This is a genomic window from Nonomuraea sp. GTA35, assembly GCF_041950525.1.
GTDB lineage: Bacteria > Actinomycetota > Actinomycetes > Streptosporangiales > Streptosporangiaceae > Nonomuraea.
This window is the reverse complement of sequence record NZ_JBGNUV010000009.1, coordinates 271,267-288,848: the sequence shown is the minus strand read 5'-3', so window position 1 is coordinate 288,848 and position 17,582 is coordinate 271,267. Positions and strand designations below refer to the sequence as shown.

Genomic DNA, 17,582 nt, shown 5'->3' with positions numbered 1-17,582 from the left:
TTTTGCGGCTCAAGCTTTCTTTTGCCACAGCAGTCCCACCTTCTGGGGAAGTCATGAAGACCCTGCTGCCCTACGTGTCCACCCCCGATGACCTGCGGTCCCTGCCCGCCGAGCTGCTTCCCGGGCTGGCCCGCGAGATCCGCGACTTCCTGATCGACAAGGTGAGCGCCAGAGGCGGTCACCTCGGCTCCAACCTCGGCATCGTGGAGATCACGATCGCGCTGCACCGGGTGTTCGAGTCGCCCGACGACGTGATCGTGTTCGACACGGGCCACCAGGCCTACGTCCACAAGATCCTCACCGGCCGCCGCGACGGCTTCGACACCCTGCGCTGCCGGGGCGGCCTGAGCGGCTACCCCAGCAGGCAGGAGTCTCCCCACGACCATCTGGCCAGCTCCCACGCCTCCACCGCGCTGGCCTACGCCGACGGCATGGCCAAGGCGCGCCGGATCACCGGCGGCGACGCGCGGGCCGCCAGGTCGGTGGTCGCGGTGGTCGGCGACGGCGCGCTCACCGGCGGCGTCGCCTGGGAGGCGCTCAACAACCTGGGCGCGGCCCGGCACCGGCCGGTCATCGTCGTGCTCAACGACAACGGCCGCTCCTACGCCCCCACGGTCGGCGGCTGCGCCGGCCACCTCGGCCGGCTGCGCGCCGCCCCCGGCGTCACCGTCTTCGAGAACCTCGGCCTGCGCTACCTCGGCCCCGTGGACGGGCACGACATCGAGGCGCTGGAGCAGGTCATGCGGACGGCCCGCGAGCTGCGCGCGCCGGTGGTGATCCACTGCCTGACCCGCAAGGGGCTCGGCTACCAGCCCGCCGAGCAGGATCTCGACGAGCACCTGCACGCGATCCCGGTCACCGACCCGGCGACCGGGCGGCCGCTGTCGCCGCGCACCGGCACCTGGACGCACGCCTTCGCCCGCCACCTGTGCGCGCTCGGCGAGCGGCGCCGCGACCTGGTCGCCATCACCGCGGCCATGCCGGGCCCGACGGGGCTGGCCGAGTTCGGCCGGCGCTTCCCCGAGCGCATGTTCGACGTCGGCATCGCCGAGCAGCACGCGCTGGCCTCGGCGGCCGGCCTGGCCATGAGCGGCCTGCACCCGGTGGTCGCCGTCTACGCCACCTTCCTCAACCGCGCCATCGACCAGGTGCTGATGGACGTCGCGCTGCACCGGCTGCCCGTCACGCTGGTGCTCGACCGGGCCGGGATCACCGGCCCCGACGGGCCCAGCCACCACGGCATGTGGGACCTGGCGGCGCTGGCCATGGTGCCCGGCATGCGGGTGGCCGCGCCGCGTGACGCGGTGCGGCTGTCGGAGCTGCTGGAGGAGGCGGTGGAGCACGACGGCCCCACGGCGCTGCGCTTCCCCAAGGCCGCGGCGGGCCCGGAGATCCCGCCCGCGGGCAGCGTCGGCGACGTCGACGTGCTCTCCTCCACCGGCCAGGACGTGCTGCTGGTGGCCATCGGCCCGATGGCCGGGCCGTGCCTGAGCGCCGCCGCCATGTTGTCGGCCGCCGGCCTCGGCGTGACCGTGGTCGACCCGCGCTGGGTCATCCCGGTCTCCGCCGATCTGCGCAGGGCGCTGTGCGGCAGCCGGCTGGTCGTCACGGTCGAGGACGGCATCGCCGCCTCGGGGGCCGGTGCGCTGGTGCGGCAGGTCTGCGTGCCGGGCCAGCACGTGCTCAACCTGGGCCTGCCGTGCGAGTTCATCGGCCAGGGCAGCCGCTCGGAGCTGCTCGCCGAGGCCGGGCTGACCGGCCAGGGCATCGCGTACGCCATCAGAAAGGAACTGAACAGATGGCCGCTGTAGATCTGGGCCTGCCGTCCGTCCGCCGCCCCCGGCGGGTCTCCCGCCAGGTGAGAGTGGGGGACGTGCCGGTCGGTGGCGACGCCCCCGTCTCCGTGCAGTCGATGACCACGACGGTCACGGCCGACGTCGACGCCACGCTGCAGCAGATCGCCGAGCTGACCGCGGCCGGCTGCCAGATCGTCCGGGTGGCGGTGCCGTCGCAGGACGACGCCGACGCGCTCCCCGACATCGCGCGCAGATCGCAGATCCCCGTCATCGCCGACATCCACTTCCAGCCCAAGTACGTCTTCGCCGCGATCGACGCCGGGTGCGCGGGGGTGCGGGTCAACCCCGGCAACATCAAGAGATTCGACGACAAGGTGGGCGAGATCGCCAGGGCGGCGGCCGGCAGCGGCGTGCCGATCAGGATCGGGGTCAACGCCGGCTCGCTCGACCCGCGGCTGCTGGCCAGGCACGGCAGGGCCACGCCCGAGGCGCTGGTGGAGTCGGCGCTGTGGGAGTGCTCGCTCTTCGAGGAGCACGGGTTCCGCGATCTCAAGATCTCGGTCAAGCACCACGACCCGCAGGTGATGGTGGCCGCCTACCGGCTGCTGGCCGCGCGCTGCGACTACCCGCTGCACCTCGGCGTGACCGAGGCGGGGCCGCTCATGCAGGGCACGGTCAAGTCGGCGGTGGCCTTCGGGGTGCTGCTCGACGAGGGGATCGGCGACACGATCAGGGTGTCGCTGTCCGCGCCTCCCGTGGAGGAGGTCAAGGTCGGCATCGGGATCCTGGAGTCGCTGGGCCTGCGGGAGCGGCGGCTGGAGATCGTCTCCTGCCCGTCGTGCGGGCGGGCCCAGGTGGACGTCTACACGCTGACCGACCGGGTGACGGCCGCGCTCGACGGGTTCCCGCATCCGCTGCGGGTGGCCGTCATGGGCTGCGTGGTCAACGGGCCAGGCGAGGCCCGCGAGGCGGACCTGGGCGTGGCCTCGGGCAACGGCAAGGGCCAGATCTTCGTCAAGGGCGAGGTGGTCAAGACGGTGCCCGAGTCGCGGATCGTGGAGACGCTGGTCGAGGAGGCCATGCGCCTGGCCGAGGAGCGGGAGGCCCAGGCCGGGGAGGGGGCTCCCCAGCCTGGGGGCTCTGCCTAGACGCCTTGCTCGAGCGTGCTGCCCAGGCGCCCTGTTCGAGCCGCGCCGCCTGGACCCGCTGCCTGGACCCGCCGCCTAGACCCGCTGCCAGAGAGCGGGCACGTTCGGCGGTTCCCAGCCGGGCTGCGAGGTGTGGCCCTGCAGGCACCGGTACGTCGCCCCGCCGTAGGTGACGGTGGCGCCGGCCGCGTACGCCGTGCCGGGCGCCCACGTGCCGCCCGGGTTCGTCGGCGTGACGGTCGGCGAGGGGCCGCCGCCCTGGGTGGCCAGGGTCAGGCCGTACGTGGAGAGGATCTCGTTGACCGGCTGGAAGTACGTCGTCCCGCCCGAGCCGCAGTTGCCCGAGCCGCCCGACGTCACGCCCTGGGCCTGGTCACCGGAGATGAACGAGCCGCCCGAGTCGCCGGGCTCGGCGCAGACGCTGGTCCTGGTGACGCCGCTGACCGTGCCCTGCGGGTAGGTGACGCTGGTGTTGAGCTGCTGCACCGAGCCGCAGCGCCACTGGGTGGTCGAGCCGGAGCGGCAGATCGACGAGCCGGGCTGGGCCACGGTCGAGCCGCGGACCGGCAGGATGCCGGCGCTGTAGCCGTTCACCACGCCGGCCGGGGTCCACTGGGTGTTGACCTCGACCCAGGCGTAGTCGTTGCCGGGGAAGGAGGAGCCGCGGAACGTGCCCTGTGCCACCCGGTTGGAGCCCGTGGTGGTGGCGCCCGTGCTGCCGCAGTGTCCCGCCGTCACGAAGCCGCCCTGCGAGCCGGCCCGCGTCACCGAGAACCCGACCGAGCAGCGCGAGCCCGAGCCGATGTAGTAGGCGTCGCCGCCGCGCACGTCGTAGTAGGGCCGCGGCTGCTCCTGCGAGGGCACCACGCGCACGGCCGAGACGTCGGCGCCGCTGGCCCGGATCCAGGCGGTGGCCTTGGCGGGGGTGGAGGTCAGGACGATCACGGCGTTCTCGACGACGTCCACGTACCAGACGGGCGCGGTTCCCGGGGCCGTGGCCGAGGCCTGGTCGAGGGCGGCCTTGGTCCGGTCGAGGTGGCCGAGCGAGCGGGTGACCACGCGGGCCTCGACGCCGGCGGCCGTGATGGCGGCCGCCTTCGACGGGTCGGTGGTGGCGGCGACCGGGGTGGCGGTGGGGCCGGTCACCCAGGTGCCGGCGTACGCGGGTCCGAGCAGGGCCCGGAGCCTGGGCTCGATCCCGGCCGCGGCGGCCTCGTTCAGCAGCCGCTGCTCGGCCTGCTCGCCGGTGACGCCGAGGTCGCGGGCGAGCGCGTCCACCAGGCCGGGAGGGGGATCGGCCGTGACGGACGCGCTCGCCCTGGCCGCGGCGAACAGGGAGTCGTCCTGCCGCGCGGCGTACGCGACGGCCGGGACGGTGATCAGGGTGACGGCCGCCAGCGCGATGCCGGCCGTCAGGGTCTTCCTGGGGAGCATGGTGACTCTCCTCGTACTGGGGGGTGCCGTCACCGTACGGGACCCGACACGAGGAGTGGTCGTGTCAAATAACACCTATCGCGGTGTTATGGCGGATCGCTCCTGCTCGGGCAGCTGCTCGTCGGCGAACTCGAACGTCATGCCGTGGCTGCTGGTCACGGTGATCACCCGCCGCCCGAGCATCGTGCTCACCCGGCCGGCCACCTCCTGGAAGTTGCGCTGGCTGCCCGGGGTGTCGAGGGCGGACAGGCGCACCGAGCCCTTTTCGAGCAGTTCCCTGGCGAGCCAGTCGGTCATCGCCGGGAGGAATCTGGCCATCTCGTCGGGGGTGAGCGGGGTGGGCTCTCTGCGTTCCATGCGGCGCAGTCTAGGGCGGTGGCCGGTGCCCGGAACCGTTTGGAGAGCTATGTGGGGGTATGCGGCATTTATGAAAGCAGTCACCTGGCACGGCAAACGGGACGTACGGGTCGAGGAGGTTCCCGACCCGGTCATCAAGGAAGCCAACGACGCCATCATCAGGGTGACCAGCACCGGCATCTGCGGCTCCGACCTGCACCTGTACGAGGTGCTCGGCCCCTTCATGGCCGAGGGCGACATCCTGGGGCACGAGCCCATGGGCGTCGTCGAGGAGGTCGGAGCCGGCGTCGAGAACCTCAAGCGCGGCGACCGCGTGGTGATCCCCTTCAACATCGCGTGCGGCCACTGCCACATGTGCGGGATGGAGCTCTACGCGCAGTGCGAGACCACCCAGGTCCGCGAGCGGGGCATGGGCGCCGCCCTGTTCGGCTACACCAAGCTCTACGGGCAGGTGCCCGGCGGGCAGGCCGAGTACCTGCGGGTGCCCGAGGCGCAGTTCGGGCCGATCAGGGTCCCCGACGGGCCGCCGGACGAGCGGTTCCTCTACCTGTCCGACGTGCTGCCCACCTCCTGGCAGGCCGTCGCGTACGCGGAGATCCCCGACGGCGGCAGCGTGACCGTCTTCGGGCTCGGCCCCATCGGCCAGATGTGCGCCCGCATCGCCCGCCACCTCGGCCACCGCGTGATCGGCGTGGACGGCATCACCACCCGCCTGGAGATGGCCCGCCGCCACGGCATCGAGGTCGTCGACGCCAGCGAGGTGCACGACGTGCCCGAGGAGATCCGGCAGCGCACCTCAGGGCGCGGCACCGACTCCGTCATCGACGCCGTCGGCATGGAGGCCCACGGCTCGCCCGCCGCCAAGCTCGCCCAGACGCTGACCGGGCTGCTGCCCGACGCGATGGCCGCGCCGCTCATGGCGAACGCCGGCGTGGACCGGCTGGCGGCGCTGAACCAGGCCATCGACTGCGTCCGGCGCGGCGGCGTCATCTCGATCATCGGCGTGTACGGCGGCATGACCGACCCCATGCCCATGTTGCGCATGTTCGACAAGGGCATCACGCTGCGCATGGGGCAGGCCCACGTCAAGCGGTGGATCCCGATGCTGATGCCGCTGGTGACCGACGACGCCGACCCGCTCGGCGTCATGGACCTGACCACTCACCGGATGCCGCTGGAGCAGGCGCCGCAGGCGTACGAGATGTTCCAGAAGAAGGCCGACGGCGCCGTGAAGGTCATGCTCCAGCCCTGAAGTCCGCAGCTCACAGGGTTTCGCGGCCTGAGAGCGGGGCAGCGGAGCACGCATGAGAGTCGTGGTGGTGGGAGCAACCGGGAACGTCGGCACCAGCGTGGTGCGCGCGCTGGCCGCGGACGGCGGCGTGACGTCGATCGTCGGGGTCGCCCGCCGGTTGCCCGGATGGCGGATCGACCGCACCGACTGGCGTCAGGCCGACGTCGCGTCCGCCGACCTTACGCGGATCTTCGACGGCGCCGACGCGGTGGTGCACCTGGCGTGGCTGTTCCAGCCGACCAGGGACCCCGCCACCACCTGGCGGGCGAACGTCCTCGGCAGCATGCGCGTCTTCCGCGCCGCCGCCGAGGCCGGGGTGCCCGCGCTGGTGCACGCCTCGTCCGTGGGGGCGTACTCGCCGGGGCCCAAGGACCGGCCCGTGGACGAGAGCTGGCCCACGCACGGCTGGCCCGGCGCCGCCTACGGGCGGGAGAAGGCCTACGTCGAGCGGGTGCTCGACGTCTTCGAGCACGACCACCCGAACATCCGCGTGGTGCGCATGCGGCCCGGCTTCATCTTCCAGCGGGCCGCGGCCACCGAGCAGCGCAGGCTGTTCGCCGGGCCGTTCCTGCCGCGGCGGCTCATCAAGGCCGGGCGGATCCCGTTCGTGCCGGACATCCCAGGGTTGCGCCTGCAGGCGCTGCACGCCGAGGACGCGGCGCAGGCGTACCGGCTGGCCGTGGTCAAACCGGTGCGGGGCGCGTTCAACATCGCCGCCGAGCCGGTGCTCGACGCGCACGACCTGGCCAGGCTGCTGGACACGCGCACGGTGCGGGTCCCGCGCGGCCTGGCCACCGCGGCCGTGGCAGCGGGCTGGCACCTCAGGCTCATCCCCGCCGCGCCGGGGCTGCTGGAGCTGGCCCTGCGGGTTCCGGTCATGAAGACGGAGCGGGCCCGCGAGGTGCTCGGCTGGCAGCCGCGGCACTCCTCGGAGGAGGCCATGCGGGAGCTGTTCGAGGGGTTGCACGACGGTGCGGGCATGGAGACCGCGCCGCTGGCGCCCGACGCCGGTCCCGTCGCGCGGGTACGCGAGCTGGCGACGGGGATCGGCGGACGTCCGTAAACGGATGACCGTGTGTAAGTTCCGCCGGCCGGGGAAGGTGAATGACCACGCGAGGTCCTGAAGCGTGGCCTGCGTGTCGAGTCGGACGACACGGAGGAGCGCATGCGTACCTTGATCGCCCAGACGTTCACCCTTCAAGACGTGAGCAAGCTGCGTCACGTCGTCGCCGAGCACGCCGAGACCTGCGGGCTGCACGGGCCGCGGCTGGACGACTTCGTGCTCGCCGTCCACGAGAGCGTGGTCAACGCCGTCGAGCACGCGGGTGGGTGGGGACGGTTCAAGCTCTACACCGTCGACGGCGTCATCTGCTCCGAGACGAGTGACCGGGGGGCGGGCATCCCCGAGTCGTACGTCAACGGGGGCAAGCGGCCGTCCGACTCGTCGTACACGGGGCGGGGCATCTACCTGATCCGCAGGCTGTGCGACGCCGCCGACTTCCGCACCGGGCCCAGCGGCACGACCGTCCTGCTCACCATGCGGTTACCGCGCCCGGCCGGCCTGAACGCCCGCAGCCGCATGCGGCGCATCAGGGTCACCGCGCCCGGCGGGCGCCCGTTCGGCCGCTTCACCGCCTGACCTGCGCCTGAGCCTGCCAGGTAGGCTCGAGGGGTGAGCGGCGAGAAGCTTTCCCCCGAGATCATCTCACCCGTCCGGCGCATCGGGCGGCGCGAGTTCGATTTCGAACGCCAGGTCGCCATCATGGCCATCGTCAACCGGACCCCCAACTCCTTCCACGACCAGGGGCGCACCTTCGAGCTCGACAGCGCCGTCGCGGCGGCCACGAAGGCCGTGGACGAGGGGGCCGACTGGGTCGACATCGGCGGCTTCGCCTTCAGCGCCGCCCAGGCGCGGATCGGGGTGGCCGAGGAGATCGACCGGGTGGTCCCGGTCATCGCCAGGGTCAGGGCCGCCACCGACGCCGTGATCTCGGTGGACACCCACCGGCCCGAGGTGGCGGCGGCCGCCGTCGAGGCCGGCGCCGACGTCATCAACGACACCAACGGGCTGCGCGAGCCCGGCATGGCCGAGGTCGCGGCCGGGACCGGCGCCTGCGTCGTGGTCACCCACAGCCTCGGCGGGCCGGGGCGGCGGGTCTTCCGGCCCAGCTACGCCGACGTGGTCCGCGAGGTCGCCGACTTCCTGCGCGAGCGGGTGTCGGCCGCGCTGAAGGCCGGGATCGCCCCCGACAGGATCATCATCGATCCGGGGCACGACCTGAACAAGAACACCTTCCACTCCCTGGAGCTGACGCGGCGGCTGGAGGAGATCACCGCCATCGGCCATCCGACGCTGGTCGCCCTGTCCAACAAGGACTTCATCGGGGAGACGCTCGACCGGCCCCAGGGCGAGCGGAAGGAGGGGACGATCGCGGCCAACGTGGTCTCCATCCTCAAGGGGGCCCGCATCCTGCGCGTGCACGACGTGGCGGCCACCGTCGCGTCCGTCCGCATGACCGAGGCCGTGCTGGGGTGGCGCGGTCCCGCCGCCCCGAGCCACAACCTGGCATGAGGAGGATCCGTACGTGACCGATCGCAAGCCCCTCGGGATGCCCTTCGAGAGCTGGATCGACCGGCAGATCAGGGAGGCGGAGGAGCGAGGGGAGTTCGAGGACCTGCCGGGGAAGGGCAAGCCGCTGCCAGGTGAGGGGCGGCCTCTCGACGAGATGTGGTGGATCAAGCAGAAGATCGAGAGCGAAGGGCTGTCGATGCCGCTGCCGCCGACGCTGGCGTTGCGCAAGGACGCCGAGGAGGCGCTGCGCCAGGCGCGGGGGGCGCGGTCGGAGGCAGAGGCGCGGCGGATCGTCGAGAAGATCAACGAGCGGATCCGGGACGCCATCCGCACGGGGCTCTCCGGGCCGCCGCTCGACCTGGTGCCCTTCGACGTGGACCGGATCGTGTCGGAGTGGCGGCAGTCGCGGTGAGCACGGGAAAGGGGCCCGGGCGCGAAGCCCGGGCCCCTTCCGGTAGCTGAGGGACCCGGGTCAGGCGGGTCCCTCGGGCCGGTCGGGGGCCCGGGTCAGGCGGGTCCCCGGCCGGCCGGGTCCATTCAGTTGATGGGCGGGTAGGCGTTGGCCAGCAGCTCGCGGAACTGGGCGGAGAACCACTGGCCCGAGAGCGGCGCGTCGGCCTTGGCGCCGGACATGTTGTTGCCGTTGAGGCTGTTGCCCGTGTACGTCGGGTCGCACATCCGGTCGAACTTCTTGCCCTCGTCGTTCGGGATGTCCCGGCTGGCGCCGTCGGACTCGCCCGGAGGCTTGATCCAGACGTAGGCGTCGAAGCCGGCGGCGGGGCTGGCGGTCGGGCGGGTGCCCATGCCGGCGCCGCTCTGGTTGCACCAGTTGCCGGCGTGGATGCGGCGGTCGACGCGCGACTGGTTGACGAAGTCGTCCACGGTGGTCGCGGTGCTCGGCCCGCTCGGGCGGGCGCTGCCGCCCCAGCCGTTGCGCGAGGTGTCGATCAGCATGCCGAGCCCCGACCGGAAGCCCTTGGCGATGAGCGCGTTGCGCAGCGCGGTGGCGAAGGTCTGCTCGTCGACGTAGTAGTTCCAGTCGACCCACTTGGACTGCCTGACCGTGGTGTTGTTCGGCCCCACCGTGGTGTTGATGGTGAAGTGCGGCTCGGTCGTGGCGGAGTAGTTGGCGGTGTTGACGATGAAGCCGTCCACGCTGTCCACCCCGGCGGTGGTGCCGGCGACGGTCTCGTGGAAGAGGTTCACGGACGGCTGGAAGTTCGAGTCCCAGCCCAGCCACGCGTGGTGGGCGGCGTCGATGTAGGTGTAGACGTTCGGGATGGCGTGGAGCTGGTTGAGCGCGTACCGGACGCCGTCGCGGTAGCCGCCGGGGCCGTTGGCCTCGCGGCACTTGTCGAAGGAGTTGAGGTTGGTGACGAGGTTCGGCAGCGAGTCGGGCTCGATGATCGTGACGATGCGCAGGTTGGCGTACGCGGAGTCGCGCATGATGGCCGCGATCGGGTCGATGTACTCGCTCTTGTAGCGGTTGAACCCGTCCTCGGCGATGAGCAGCTCGCCGTTGGAGGCCAGCGCCGAGCAGTCGCGGTTGGGCAGGTTGTAGATGACGACCTGGATGGTCAGCGGCGCGGAGCCGTTGGCGGCGTCCTGCCTGACGGCCTCGTCGAGGTGGGCGCGCAGGCCCATGGCGTTGGCGTTGCCGGCGATGGCGGCGATGCGGTCCATCCACACGGCGGTGGAGGTGTTGGCGACCGCCGAACCGCCGGGCTCGGCCGCGGCCTTGGCGCTCCAGTTCGGGTTCACGTAGCCGGTGGCGCCGGCGTACGGGTTCTCGACGTGGGTGGGGTTGGGGCCGCCGTCGTCGTCGGCCTCGGTGGCGGTGACCGTGCGCGAGGTCAGGCCGGTGGAGGCGACGGTGAAGGTGCGGCTGCCGTTCGTCGTGTCGGTGTCCTGCGCGGCGGCCAGGGTGACCGTCTGCGGGGTGTTCCAGTTCGACGTGCTGAAGGTCAGCGAGGCGCCGGAGCTGACGGTGATGTTGCTGTCGCCGCTGCCCGCCGTCGTGGTGACGGTCACGCTGGAGCTGGGCTGCGCGGCCAGGCGCGCGGTGAACGTGCCGGTCGAGCCCTCGGGGACGGTGACCGAGGTCGGCGTCACGACGATCGACTGCTCGACCGTGGCGTCGTCGTCCACCTCGGTGGCGTTGACCGTGACTCCGGTGACGCCGGTGCCGCCGACGCTGAAGGCGGCGCTGCCGGCGGTGGTGTCGGCGTCCTGGGCCGCGGCCAGGGTGACCGTCTGCGGGGTGTTCCAGTTGCTCGGCGTGAAGGTGAGCGAGCCGCCCGAGGTGACGGTCAGGTCCGTGTCACCGCTGGTACGGGCGGTGGTGACGGTGACGTTCGAGCTCGGCGCGGAGGAGAGCCTGGCCGTGAACGTGGCCGTGCCGCCCTCGCCGACCGCCACCGCGCTGGAGGAGGTGACGACCGTCGGGGTGGTCGGGCCCGTGCCGCCGCAGGTGGTGTTGTTGACGCTGAACGAGGTCGGGTTGGGGTTGGTGCCCGTCCAGGTGCCGTTGAAGCCGACGGAGACAGACGCGCCGGTGGCCAGGCTGCCGTTGTACGGCATGCTGGTCCCGGTCACGGTCGTGCCGGACTGGCTCCAGTTCGCCCCCCAGCCGGTGGGGGTGTACTTCTGGCCGGTGGTCGGGTAGTCGAAGGCCAGCGACCACGAGGTCAACGGGTCGCCGGTGTTCTTCAACGTGATGCTCGCGGTGAATCCGCCCTGACCAGGGCTGCTCGTCCACGAGTTGGCTGTGTAGGTCACGTCGCAGGCGACGGCGGCGTTAGCGGCCGAGGTCTGGCCGACGACGAGCCCTAAGGCCGCGACACTCGCGGCGGTCATGGTCACGGCCCATTTGCGGAGGCCGCGGTGGAGTCTCACGAGCGATCATCTCCAGTGCTAGATGGCTGGGAGCGCTCCCATGGTGTGCCGTGGCCGGGGCTGTGTAAATCGGCACCCCTCCGGCGAGGTGTCCACCGCCCCGCATGCTCGTTGAATGCCCCGGAACGGGGATGAAACTTTCATCCCCGGCAGCCTGGTGAGAGGAAACACGGGGGTTACCGCGACGCCATTCCGTTGACATACGCCGGAGGGCACCCACAATCCACTTTGGGAGCGCTCCCACACCCCTACTCCCATGGAGACCTCGTGAAGTACAGACCTCCCATCCTTTTGACCCGCTTATCGAAACGCCTCGCCGTGGCCACGACCCTTGTCCTCGTGGCGGGTGTGACCTCGGCGGTCACGGCCGCGCCCGCCCGGGCGGCCGTGGCGTGCGACGTGACGTACGCGGCCAACCAGTGGACGAGCGGCCAGGGCCAGGGCGGCTTCACCGCCAGCATCACGCTGAAGAACACCGGCGACCCCATCACGTCGTGGTCGCTGGCCTTCGACTACCCGACCACCGGCCAGAAGTACACCCCCACCGGCTGGGGCGCGAACTGGAGCCAGTCCGGCACCCGCGTGACCGGCACCAACATGCCGTGGAACGGCAGCCTGGCCACCGGCGCCTCCACCAACATCGGCTTCAACGGCACCTGGACGGGCAGCAACCCGAACCCGACCTCGTTCAGCGTGAACGGCGTCACCTGCGGCGGCACCGGCAGCGCGCCCACCGTGTCGCTGACCTCGCCGACCGCCGGCCAGACGTTCACCGCCCCGGCCACCGTGCCGATCTCGGCGAACGCCGCCGACGCCGACGGCACCGTGGCGAAGGTCGACTTCTACCAGGGCTCCACGCTGCTGGGCACCGACACCTCCTCGCCGTACAGCTACAACTGGCAGAACGTGGCGGCCGGCAGCTACTCGATCACCGCCAGGGCGACCGACAACGCCGGCCTGGTCACCACCTCGGCCCCGGCCGGGATCACGGTCTCCCCGGACACGGGCCCGGCGCTCGTGGTGAGCCCGACGACCGTGTCCGTGCCCGAGACGGGCACCGCGACCTTCGGCGTGAAGCTGTCGCAGGCCCCGTCGGCGAACGTGACCGTCTCCGCCGCCCGCGCCAGCGGTGACGCGGACCTCACGGTCGCCACGCCCGCGTCGAGGACGTTCACGCCGTCCAACTGGAACACCGAGCAGACCTTCACGCTCGGCGCGGCCGACGACGCCGACACGACCGCCGGATCGGCCGTCATCCGGGTCAGCGCCACCGGCTACACCCCCGTGGACGTCACCGCCAACGAGGCGGACGACGACGTCGGCGGCGACAACGTCTACGTCCAGCGGTTCGTCGAGCTCTACAACGAGATCCACGACCCGGCCAACGGCTACTTCTCACCCGAGGGCGTGCCGTACCACTCGATCGAGACCTTCCTGGTCGAGGCGCCGGACCACGGGCACGAGACCACGTCCGAGGCCTACAGCTACTACCTGTGGCTGGAGGCGGCGTACGGCCGGGTGACCGGCGACTGGTCGAAGTTCAACACCGCGTGGGCCTCGATGGAGAAGTACATCATCCCGGCCACCGCCGACCAGCCGACGAACTCCTTCTACAACGCCTCGAAGCCGGCGACGTACGCGCCCGAGCACAACACGATCAGCAACTACCCGTCGCAGCTGGACTCCGGCGTCAGCGTCGGCACCGACCCGATCGCGAGCGAGCTGCAGTCCGCGTACGGCACCCGCGACATCTACGGCATGCACTGGCTGCTGGACGTCGACAACACCTACGGCTTCGGCCGCTGCGGCGACGGCACGACCAAGCCCGCCTACATCAACACCTACCAGCGCGGCCCGGAGGAGTCGGTCTTCGAGACGATCCCGCAGCCGTCCTGCGACACCTTCGCCCACGGCGGACCCAACGGCTACCTGGACCTGTTCACCAAGGACGCCTCGTACGCCAAGCAGTGGAAGTACACCAACGCCCCCGACGCCGACGCCCGCGCCGTCCAGGCCGCCTACTGGGCGCTGACCTGGGCCAAGGAGCAGAACAAGGCCGGGGACATCTCCGCCACCGTGGCCAAGGCCGCCAAGATGGGCGACTACCTGCGCTACGCGATGTACGACAAGTACTTCAAGCAGCCCGGGTGCACCAGCCCGTCGTGCCCGGCGGGCACCGGCAAGAACGCCTCGAACTACCTGCTGAGCTGGTACTACGCCTGGGGCGGCGCGACCGACTCCAACGCCGGTTGGGCCTGGCGCATCGGCTCCAGCCACAACCACTCCGGCTACCAGAACCCGTTCGCGGCCTGGGCGCTGTCCAACGTGACCGAGCTCAAGCCGAAGAGCTCCACCGGCGCGACCGACTGGAGCACCAGCCTGACCCGCCAGCTGCAGTTCTACACCTGGCTGCAGTCGGCCGAGGGCGCCATCGCCGGTGGCGCCACCAACAGCTGGAACGGCAGCTACAGCGCGCCGCCGGCCGGCCTGCCGAAGTTCCACGGCATGGCCTACGACTGGCAGCCGGTCTACCACGACCCGCCGTCGAACCAGTGGTTCGGCTTCCAGGCGTGGACCATGGACCGGGTGGCCCAGCTCTACTACGCCACCGGCAACGCCGACGCCAAGGCGCTGCTGGACAAGTGGGTGGCGTGGGCGCTGGACAACACCACGATCAACGCCGACGGCAGCTACCAGATCCCCTCCACCCTGCGGTGGACGGGCCAGCCCGCGGGCAACTTCAGCGCCACCACGGGCATGCCGCCGGCCAACCCCGGCCTGCACGTGACCGTCGTGGACCACACGCAGGACGTGGGCGTCGCCGGCGCGTACGCCAAGGTGCTGATGTACTACGCGGCCAAGGCCAACCACGCCGAGGCGCGCGACACGGCCAAGGCGCTGCTCGACGGCATCTGGGACAACCGTGACGCCGAGGGCGTCTCGGTGCCGGAGACCAAGACCGACTACCAGCGGGTGGACGACCCGGTCTACGTGCCGCCGGGCTGGACCGGCGAGATGCCCAACGGCGACCCGATCAACGCGAACTCCACGTTCCTGTCGATCAGGTCGTTCTACGAGGACGACCCGGACTGGCCCAGGGTCCAGGCGTTCCTGAACGGCACCGGCCCCGCGCCGGTCTTCAACTACCACCGGTTCTGGGCGCAGGTGGACGTCGCCGTCGCCCTGGCCGAGTACGGGCGGCTCTTCCCGTGATCCGAAAGGCAGCTCTGATCGCTGCGGCGTCGCTGGTCCTGCCCCTCTCCGTAGGGGCGGGGCCGGCGGCCTCCGCCGCCGCACCCGCCTTCGCGTACGGCGAGGCGCTGCAGAAGTCGCTGTGGTTCTACGAGGCCCAGCAGTCGGGCGCGCTGCCCGACTGGAACCGCGTCTCCTGGCGCGGCGACTCGGGCATGAACGACGGCGAGGACGTGGGCGTGGACCTCACGGGCGGCTGGTACGACGCGGGCGACCACGTCAAGTTCGGCTTCCCGATGGCGTTCTCCGCCACCATGCTGGCCTGGGGCGCGGTGGAGTACCGCGACGCGTACGCGGGCTCCGGCCAGCTCACCCACCTGCTCAACAACCTCAAGTTCGTCAACGACTACTTCATCAAGGCCCACCCGTCGCCGAACGTGCTCTACGGGCAGGTCGGCAACGGCGGCACGGACCACGCCTGGTGGGGCCCGGCCGAGGCGATGGCGATGAACCGGCCGGCGTACAAGATCGACGCCTCGTGCGGCGGGTCGGACCTGGCGGGCGAGACGGCGGCGGCGATGGCGGCCTCCTCGATCGTCTTCCGCCCGACGAACCCGTCGTACGCCGACACGCTGGTGACGCACGCCAAGCAGCTGTACTCCTTCGCCGACACCGTCAGGAAGAAGTACAGCGAGTGCATCACCGACGCCTCCAGCTTCTACAACTCCTGGAGCGGCTTCAACGACGAGCTGGTGTGGGGCGCGATCTGGCTCTACCGGGCCACGAACGACGCCTCCTACCTGGCCAAGGCCGAGAGCGGTTACGCCAACCTGGGCACCGAACCGCAGAGCACCACCAAGTCGTACAAGTGGACGATCGCCTGGGACGACAAGTCGTACGGCGCGTACGTGCTGCTGCACAAGCTGACCGGCAAGCAGCAGTACCTGGACGACGCCAACCGCTGGCTCGACTTCTGGACGGTCGGCGTGAACGGCCAGAAGGTGGCGTACTCGCCGGGCGGCCAGGCCGTCCTGGACCGGTGGGGCTCGCTGCGCTACGCGGCCAACACCGCGTTCGCGGCGCTCGTGCACAGCGACACGATCACCGACGCCACGCGTAAGGCCCGCTACCACGACTTCGCGGTACGGCAGATCAACTACGCGCTCGGCGACAACCCGCGCAACTCCTCCTACGTGGTCGGCTTCGGCGCGAACCCGCCGAAGAACCCGCACCACCGCACGGCGCACGGCTCGTGGACCGACCAGATCACCAACCCCGAGCAGACCCGCCACACCCTGTACGGCGCGCTCGTCGGCGGCCCGCCGAGCCCTGACGACGCCTACACCGACAAGCGCGACGACTACGTCATGAACGAGGTCGCCACCGACTACAACGCCGGCTTCACCAGCGCGCTGGCCCGCCTGTACAAGGAGTACGGCGGCGCGCCGGCGGCCAACTTCCCGGTGGCGGAGACCCCGGTCGGGCCCGAGATCTTCGTCGAGGCGGGCGTGAACGCCTCGGGGAGCACCTTCACCGAGATCAAGGCGCTGGTCCGCAACCAGTCGGCCTGGCCCGCCAGGGTCCTGTCCGACGGCTCCTTCCGCTACTACTTCACCCTCGACGGCTCGACGACCGCCTCGCAGATCAGCGTGTCGTCGGCCTACACGCAGTGCAAGGCGCCGACGCTGCACCAGGCGAGCGGCAGCACGTACTACGTGTCGATCGACTGCTCGGGCCAGGACATCGCGCCCGCCGGGCAGTCGCAGCACCGCAGGGAGGTGCAGTTCAGGATCAGCAGCTCGGGGACCTGGGACCCGGCCAACGACTGGTCCTACCAGGACATCCCGACCACGCCCGGCACGACGCCGGCGCGTACGGACAACATCACCCTCTACAGCGGCGCCACCAAGATCTGGGGTGAGCCGCCAGGGCCGGTGGAAGAGGACACGACCGCGCCCAGCAAGCCGGGCAAGCCCGCCGTCTCGGCGGTCACGGGCTCCTCGGCCAGGCTGAGCTGGACCGCTTCCACCGATAACGTCGGCGTGACCGGCTATGACGTCTACCTGGGGTCCACGAAGGTAGGCACGGCCACCACGGCGTCGTTCGACCTGAGCGGGCTCACCCCTGCCACGGACTACACCGCCCACGTGGTGGCGAGGGACGCGGCAGGCAACACCTCGGCGCAGTCCGACAGCACGGCGTTCACCACCTCGGACACGGTGGACGGGACGCCGCCCAGCAAGCCGGGCAAGCCCTCGGTGTCCGGGATCACCGCCACGGGCGCGCAGGTGAGCTGGGCGGCGTCCACGGACAACGTCGGCGTGAGCGGCTATGACGTCTACCTGGGGTCCACCAAGGCAGGCACGGCCGGCACGACGTCGTTCGGGCTGAGCGGGCTGACGCCGGGCACCGCGTACACGGTGACCGTGGTGGCCAGGGACGCGGCGGGCAACAGCTCGGCCGCCTCCGACGGCACCGGGTTCACCACCACCGACGCGCCGGCCGGCGGGTGCACGGCCACCTACAAGGTGGTCAACTCGTGGGGCGGCTCGTACCAGGCAGAGGTGACGGTGAAGAACGCCGGCACGTCCGCGACCCGCGCGTGGACGGTCGCCTGGAGCTCCCAGAGCTCGATCACCCAGCTCTGGGGCGGCAAGCACACCGTGTCCGGCGGGACGGTGACGGTCGGGAACGAGGCGTGGAACGGCGCGCTCGCGCCGAACGCGACCACCACGTTCGGCTTCATCGCCAACGGCACGTCCGCCACCCCGGACCCGATCACCTGCACCCCGGCCTGACCCACGATCCCGCCCCCGCCGCAGCCGCGGCGGGGGCGGTTCCACCTGAACCCCAAGACCCACAGGTGCGTATGAGGAGGTGAGGCACTAACCCATCTG

At 71.2% G+C, this 17,582-nt stretch carries 12 protein-coding genes; 9 read left to right on the top strand and 3 right to left on the bottom strand.

Features of this window, described 5'->3' with window-relative positions; translation table 11 throughout:
• Window positions 1–53: 53 nt before the first annotated feature.
• A complete protein-coding gene (locus ACBJ32_RS35645; protein ID WP_375130496.1) occupies window positions 54–1,811 on the top strand; it encodes a 1-deoxy-D-xylulose-5-phosphate synthase in 1,758 nt (585 codons plus the stop codon).
• Window positions 1,799–2,944 carry a flavodoxin-dependent (E)-4-hydroxy-3-methylbut-2-enyl-diphosphate synthase gene (gene ispG, locus ACBJ32_RS35640; RefSeq protein ID WP_375130495.1) on the top strand — a complete coding sequence of 382 codons (1,146 nt, stop codon included), beginning with the start codon at window positions 1,799–1,801 and terminating at the stop codon, window positions 2,942–2,944. Before ACBJ32_RS35645 ends, ispG begins: the two co-directional genes overlap by 13 nt.
• Before the next feature lie 75 nt (window positions 2,945–3,019).
• Here ispG and ACBJ32_RS35635 read toward each other — a convergent pair whose 3' ends face one another.
• Window positions 3,020–4,378 (bottom strand): carbohydrate-binding protein, encoded by a 1,359-nt coding sequence (locus tag ACBJ32_RS35635; protein WP_375130494.1) that lies wholly within the window; start codon window positions 4,376–4,378, stop codon window positions 3,020–3,022.
• Between the two features lie 75 nt (window positions 4,379–4,453).
• Window positions 4,454–4,735 carry a hypothetical protein gene (locus ACBJ32_RS35630; protein ID WP_357882519.1) on the bottom strand — a complete coding sequence of 94 codons (282 nt, stop codon included), beginning with the start codon at window positions 4,733–4,735 and terminating at the stop codon, window positions 4,454–4,456.
• 70 nt (window positions 4,736–4,805) lie between these two features.
• On the opposite strand from ACBJ32_RS35630, the gene ACBJ32_RS35625 reads away from it, so the two are divergent.
• The 5 genes from ACBJ32_RS35625 to ACBJ32_RS35605 all read left to right on the top strand — a co-directional run bounded on the left by ACBJ32_RS35625 (window position 4,806) and on the right by ACBJ32_RS35605 (window position 9,010).
• Window positions 4,806–5,987: a zinc-dependent alcohol dehydrogenase gene (locus ACBJ32_RS35625; RefSeq protein WP_357882517.1), complete on the top strand. Its 1,182-nt coding sequence runs from the start codon at window positions 4,806–4,808 to the stop codon at window positions 5,985–5,987.
• A 52-nt stretch (window positions 5,988–6,039) separates the two neighbouring features.
• Window positions 6,040–7,089: an NAD-dependent epimerase/dehydratase family protein gene (locus tag ACBJ32_RS35620; RefSeq protein WP_375130493.1), complete on the top strand. Its 1,050-nt coding sequence runs from the start codon at window positions 6,040–6,042 to the stop codon at window positions 7,087–7,089.
• 102 nt (window positions 7,090–7,191) lie between these two features.
• Window positions 7,192–7,665 (top strand): ATP-binding protein, encoded by a 474-nt coding sequence (locus ACBJ32_RS35615; protein WP_357882511.1) that lies wholly within the window; start codon window positions 7,192–7,194, stop codon window positions 7,663–7,665.
• 33 nt (window positions 7,666–7,698) lie between these two features.
• Window positions 7,699–8,598: a dihydropteroate synthase gene (gene folP, locus ACBJ32_RS35610; RefSeq protein ID WP_375130492.1), complete on the top strand. Its 900-nt coding sequence runs from the start codon at window positions 7,699–7,701 to the stop codon at window positions 8,596–8,598.
• A gap of 13 nt (window positions 8,599–8,611) precedes the next feature.
• Window positions 8,612–9,010, top strand: coding sequence for a DUF1992 domain-containing protein (locus ACBJ32_RS35605; protein WP_375130491.1), 399 nt, complete (start codon window positions 8,612–8,614; stop codon window positions 9,008–9,010).
• 125 nt (window positions 9,011–9,135) lie between these two features.
• Here the strand turns inward: ACBJ32_RS35605 and ACBJ32_RS35600 are convergent, their stop codons facing one another.
• The gene (locus ACBJ32_RS35600) at window positions 9,136–11,454 is read right to left on the bottom strand and encodes a glycoside hydrolase family 6 protein (RefSeq protein WP_375130490.1); all 2,319 of its coding nucleotides are present in this window, start codon (window positions 11,452–11,454) and stop codon (window positions 9,136–9,138) included.
• A 357-nt stretch (window positions 11,455–11,811) separates the two neighbouring features.
• Between ACBJ32_RS35600 and ACBJ32_RS35595 the strand changes: the two genes are divergently transcribed.
• Both ACBJ32_RS35595 and ACBJ32_RS35590 read left to right on the top strand, forming a co-directional pair.
• Window positions 11,812–14,706, top strand: coding sequence for a glycoside hydrolase family 48 protein (locus ACBJ32_RS35595; RefSeq protein ID WP_375130489.1), 2,895 nt, complete (start codon window positions 11,812–11,814; stop codon window positions 14,704–14,706).
• A complete protein-coding gene (locus ACBJ32_RS35590; protein WP_375130631.1) occupies window positions 14,649–17,483 on the top strand; it encodes a glycoside hydrolase family 9 protein in 2,835 nt (944 codons plus the stop codon). Before ACBJ32_RS35595 ends, ACBJ32_RS35590 begins: the two co-directional genes overlap by 58 nt.
• Window positions 17,484–17,582 lie beyond the last annotated feature (99 nt).

Coding starts and splice junctions, on each gene's coding strand:
- ACBJ32_RS35625 (WP_357882517.1), top strand. CDS start 4,806: ATGAAAGCAGTCACCTGGCACGGCAAACGGGACGTACGGGTCGAGGAG.
- ACBJ32_RS35645 (WP_375130496.1), top strand. CDS start 54: ATGAAGACCCTGCTGCCCTACGTGTCCACCCCCGATGACCTGCGGTCC.
- ACBJ32_RS35630 (WP_357882519.1), bottom strand. CDS start 4,735: ATGGAACGCAGAGAGCCCACCCCGCTCACCCCCGACGAGATGGCCAGA.
- ACBJ32_RS35620 (WP_375130493.1), top strand. CDS start 6,040: ATGAGAGTCGTGGTGGTGGGAGCAACCGGGAACGTCGGCACCAGCGTG.
- ACBJ32_RS35600 (WP_375130490.1), bottom strand. CDS start 11,454: ATGACCGCCGCGAGTGTCGCGGCCTTAGGGCTCGTCGTCGGCCAGACC.
- ispG (WP_375130495.1), top strand. CDS start 1,799: ATGGCCGCTGTAGATCTGGGCCTGCCGTCCGTCCGCCGCCCCCGGCGG.
- ACBJ32_RS35615 (WP_357882511.1), top strand. CDS start 7,192: ATGCGTACCTTGATCGCCCAGACGTTCACCCTTCAAGACGTGAGCAAG.
- ACBJ32_RS35635 (WP_375130494.1), bottom strand. CDS start 4,378: ATGCTCCCCAGGAAGACCCTGACGGCCGGCATCGCGCTGGCGGCCGTC.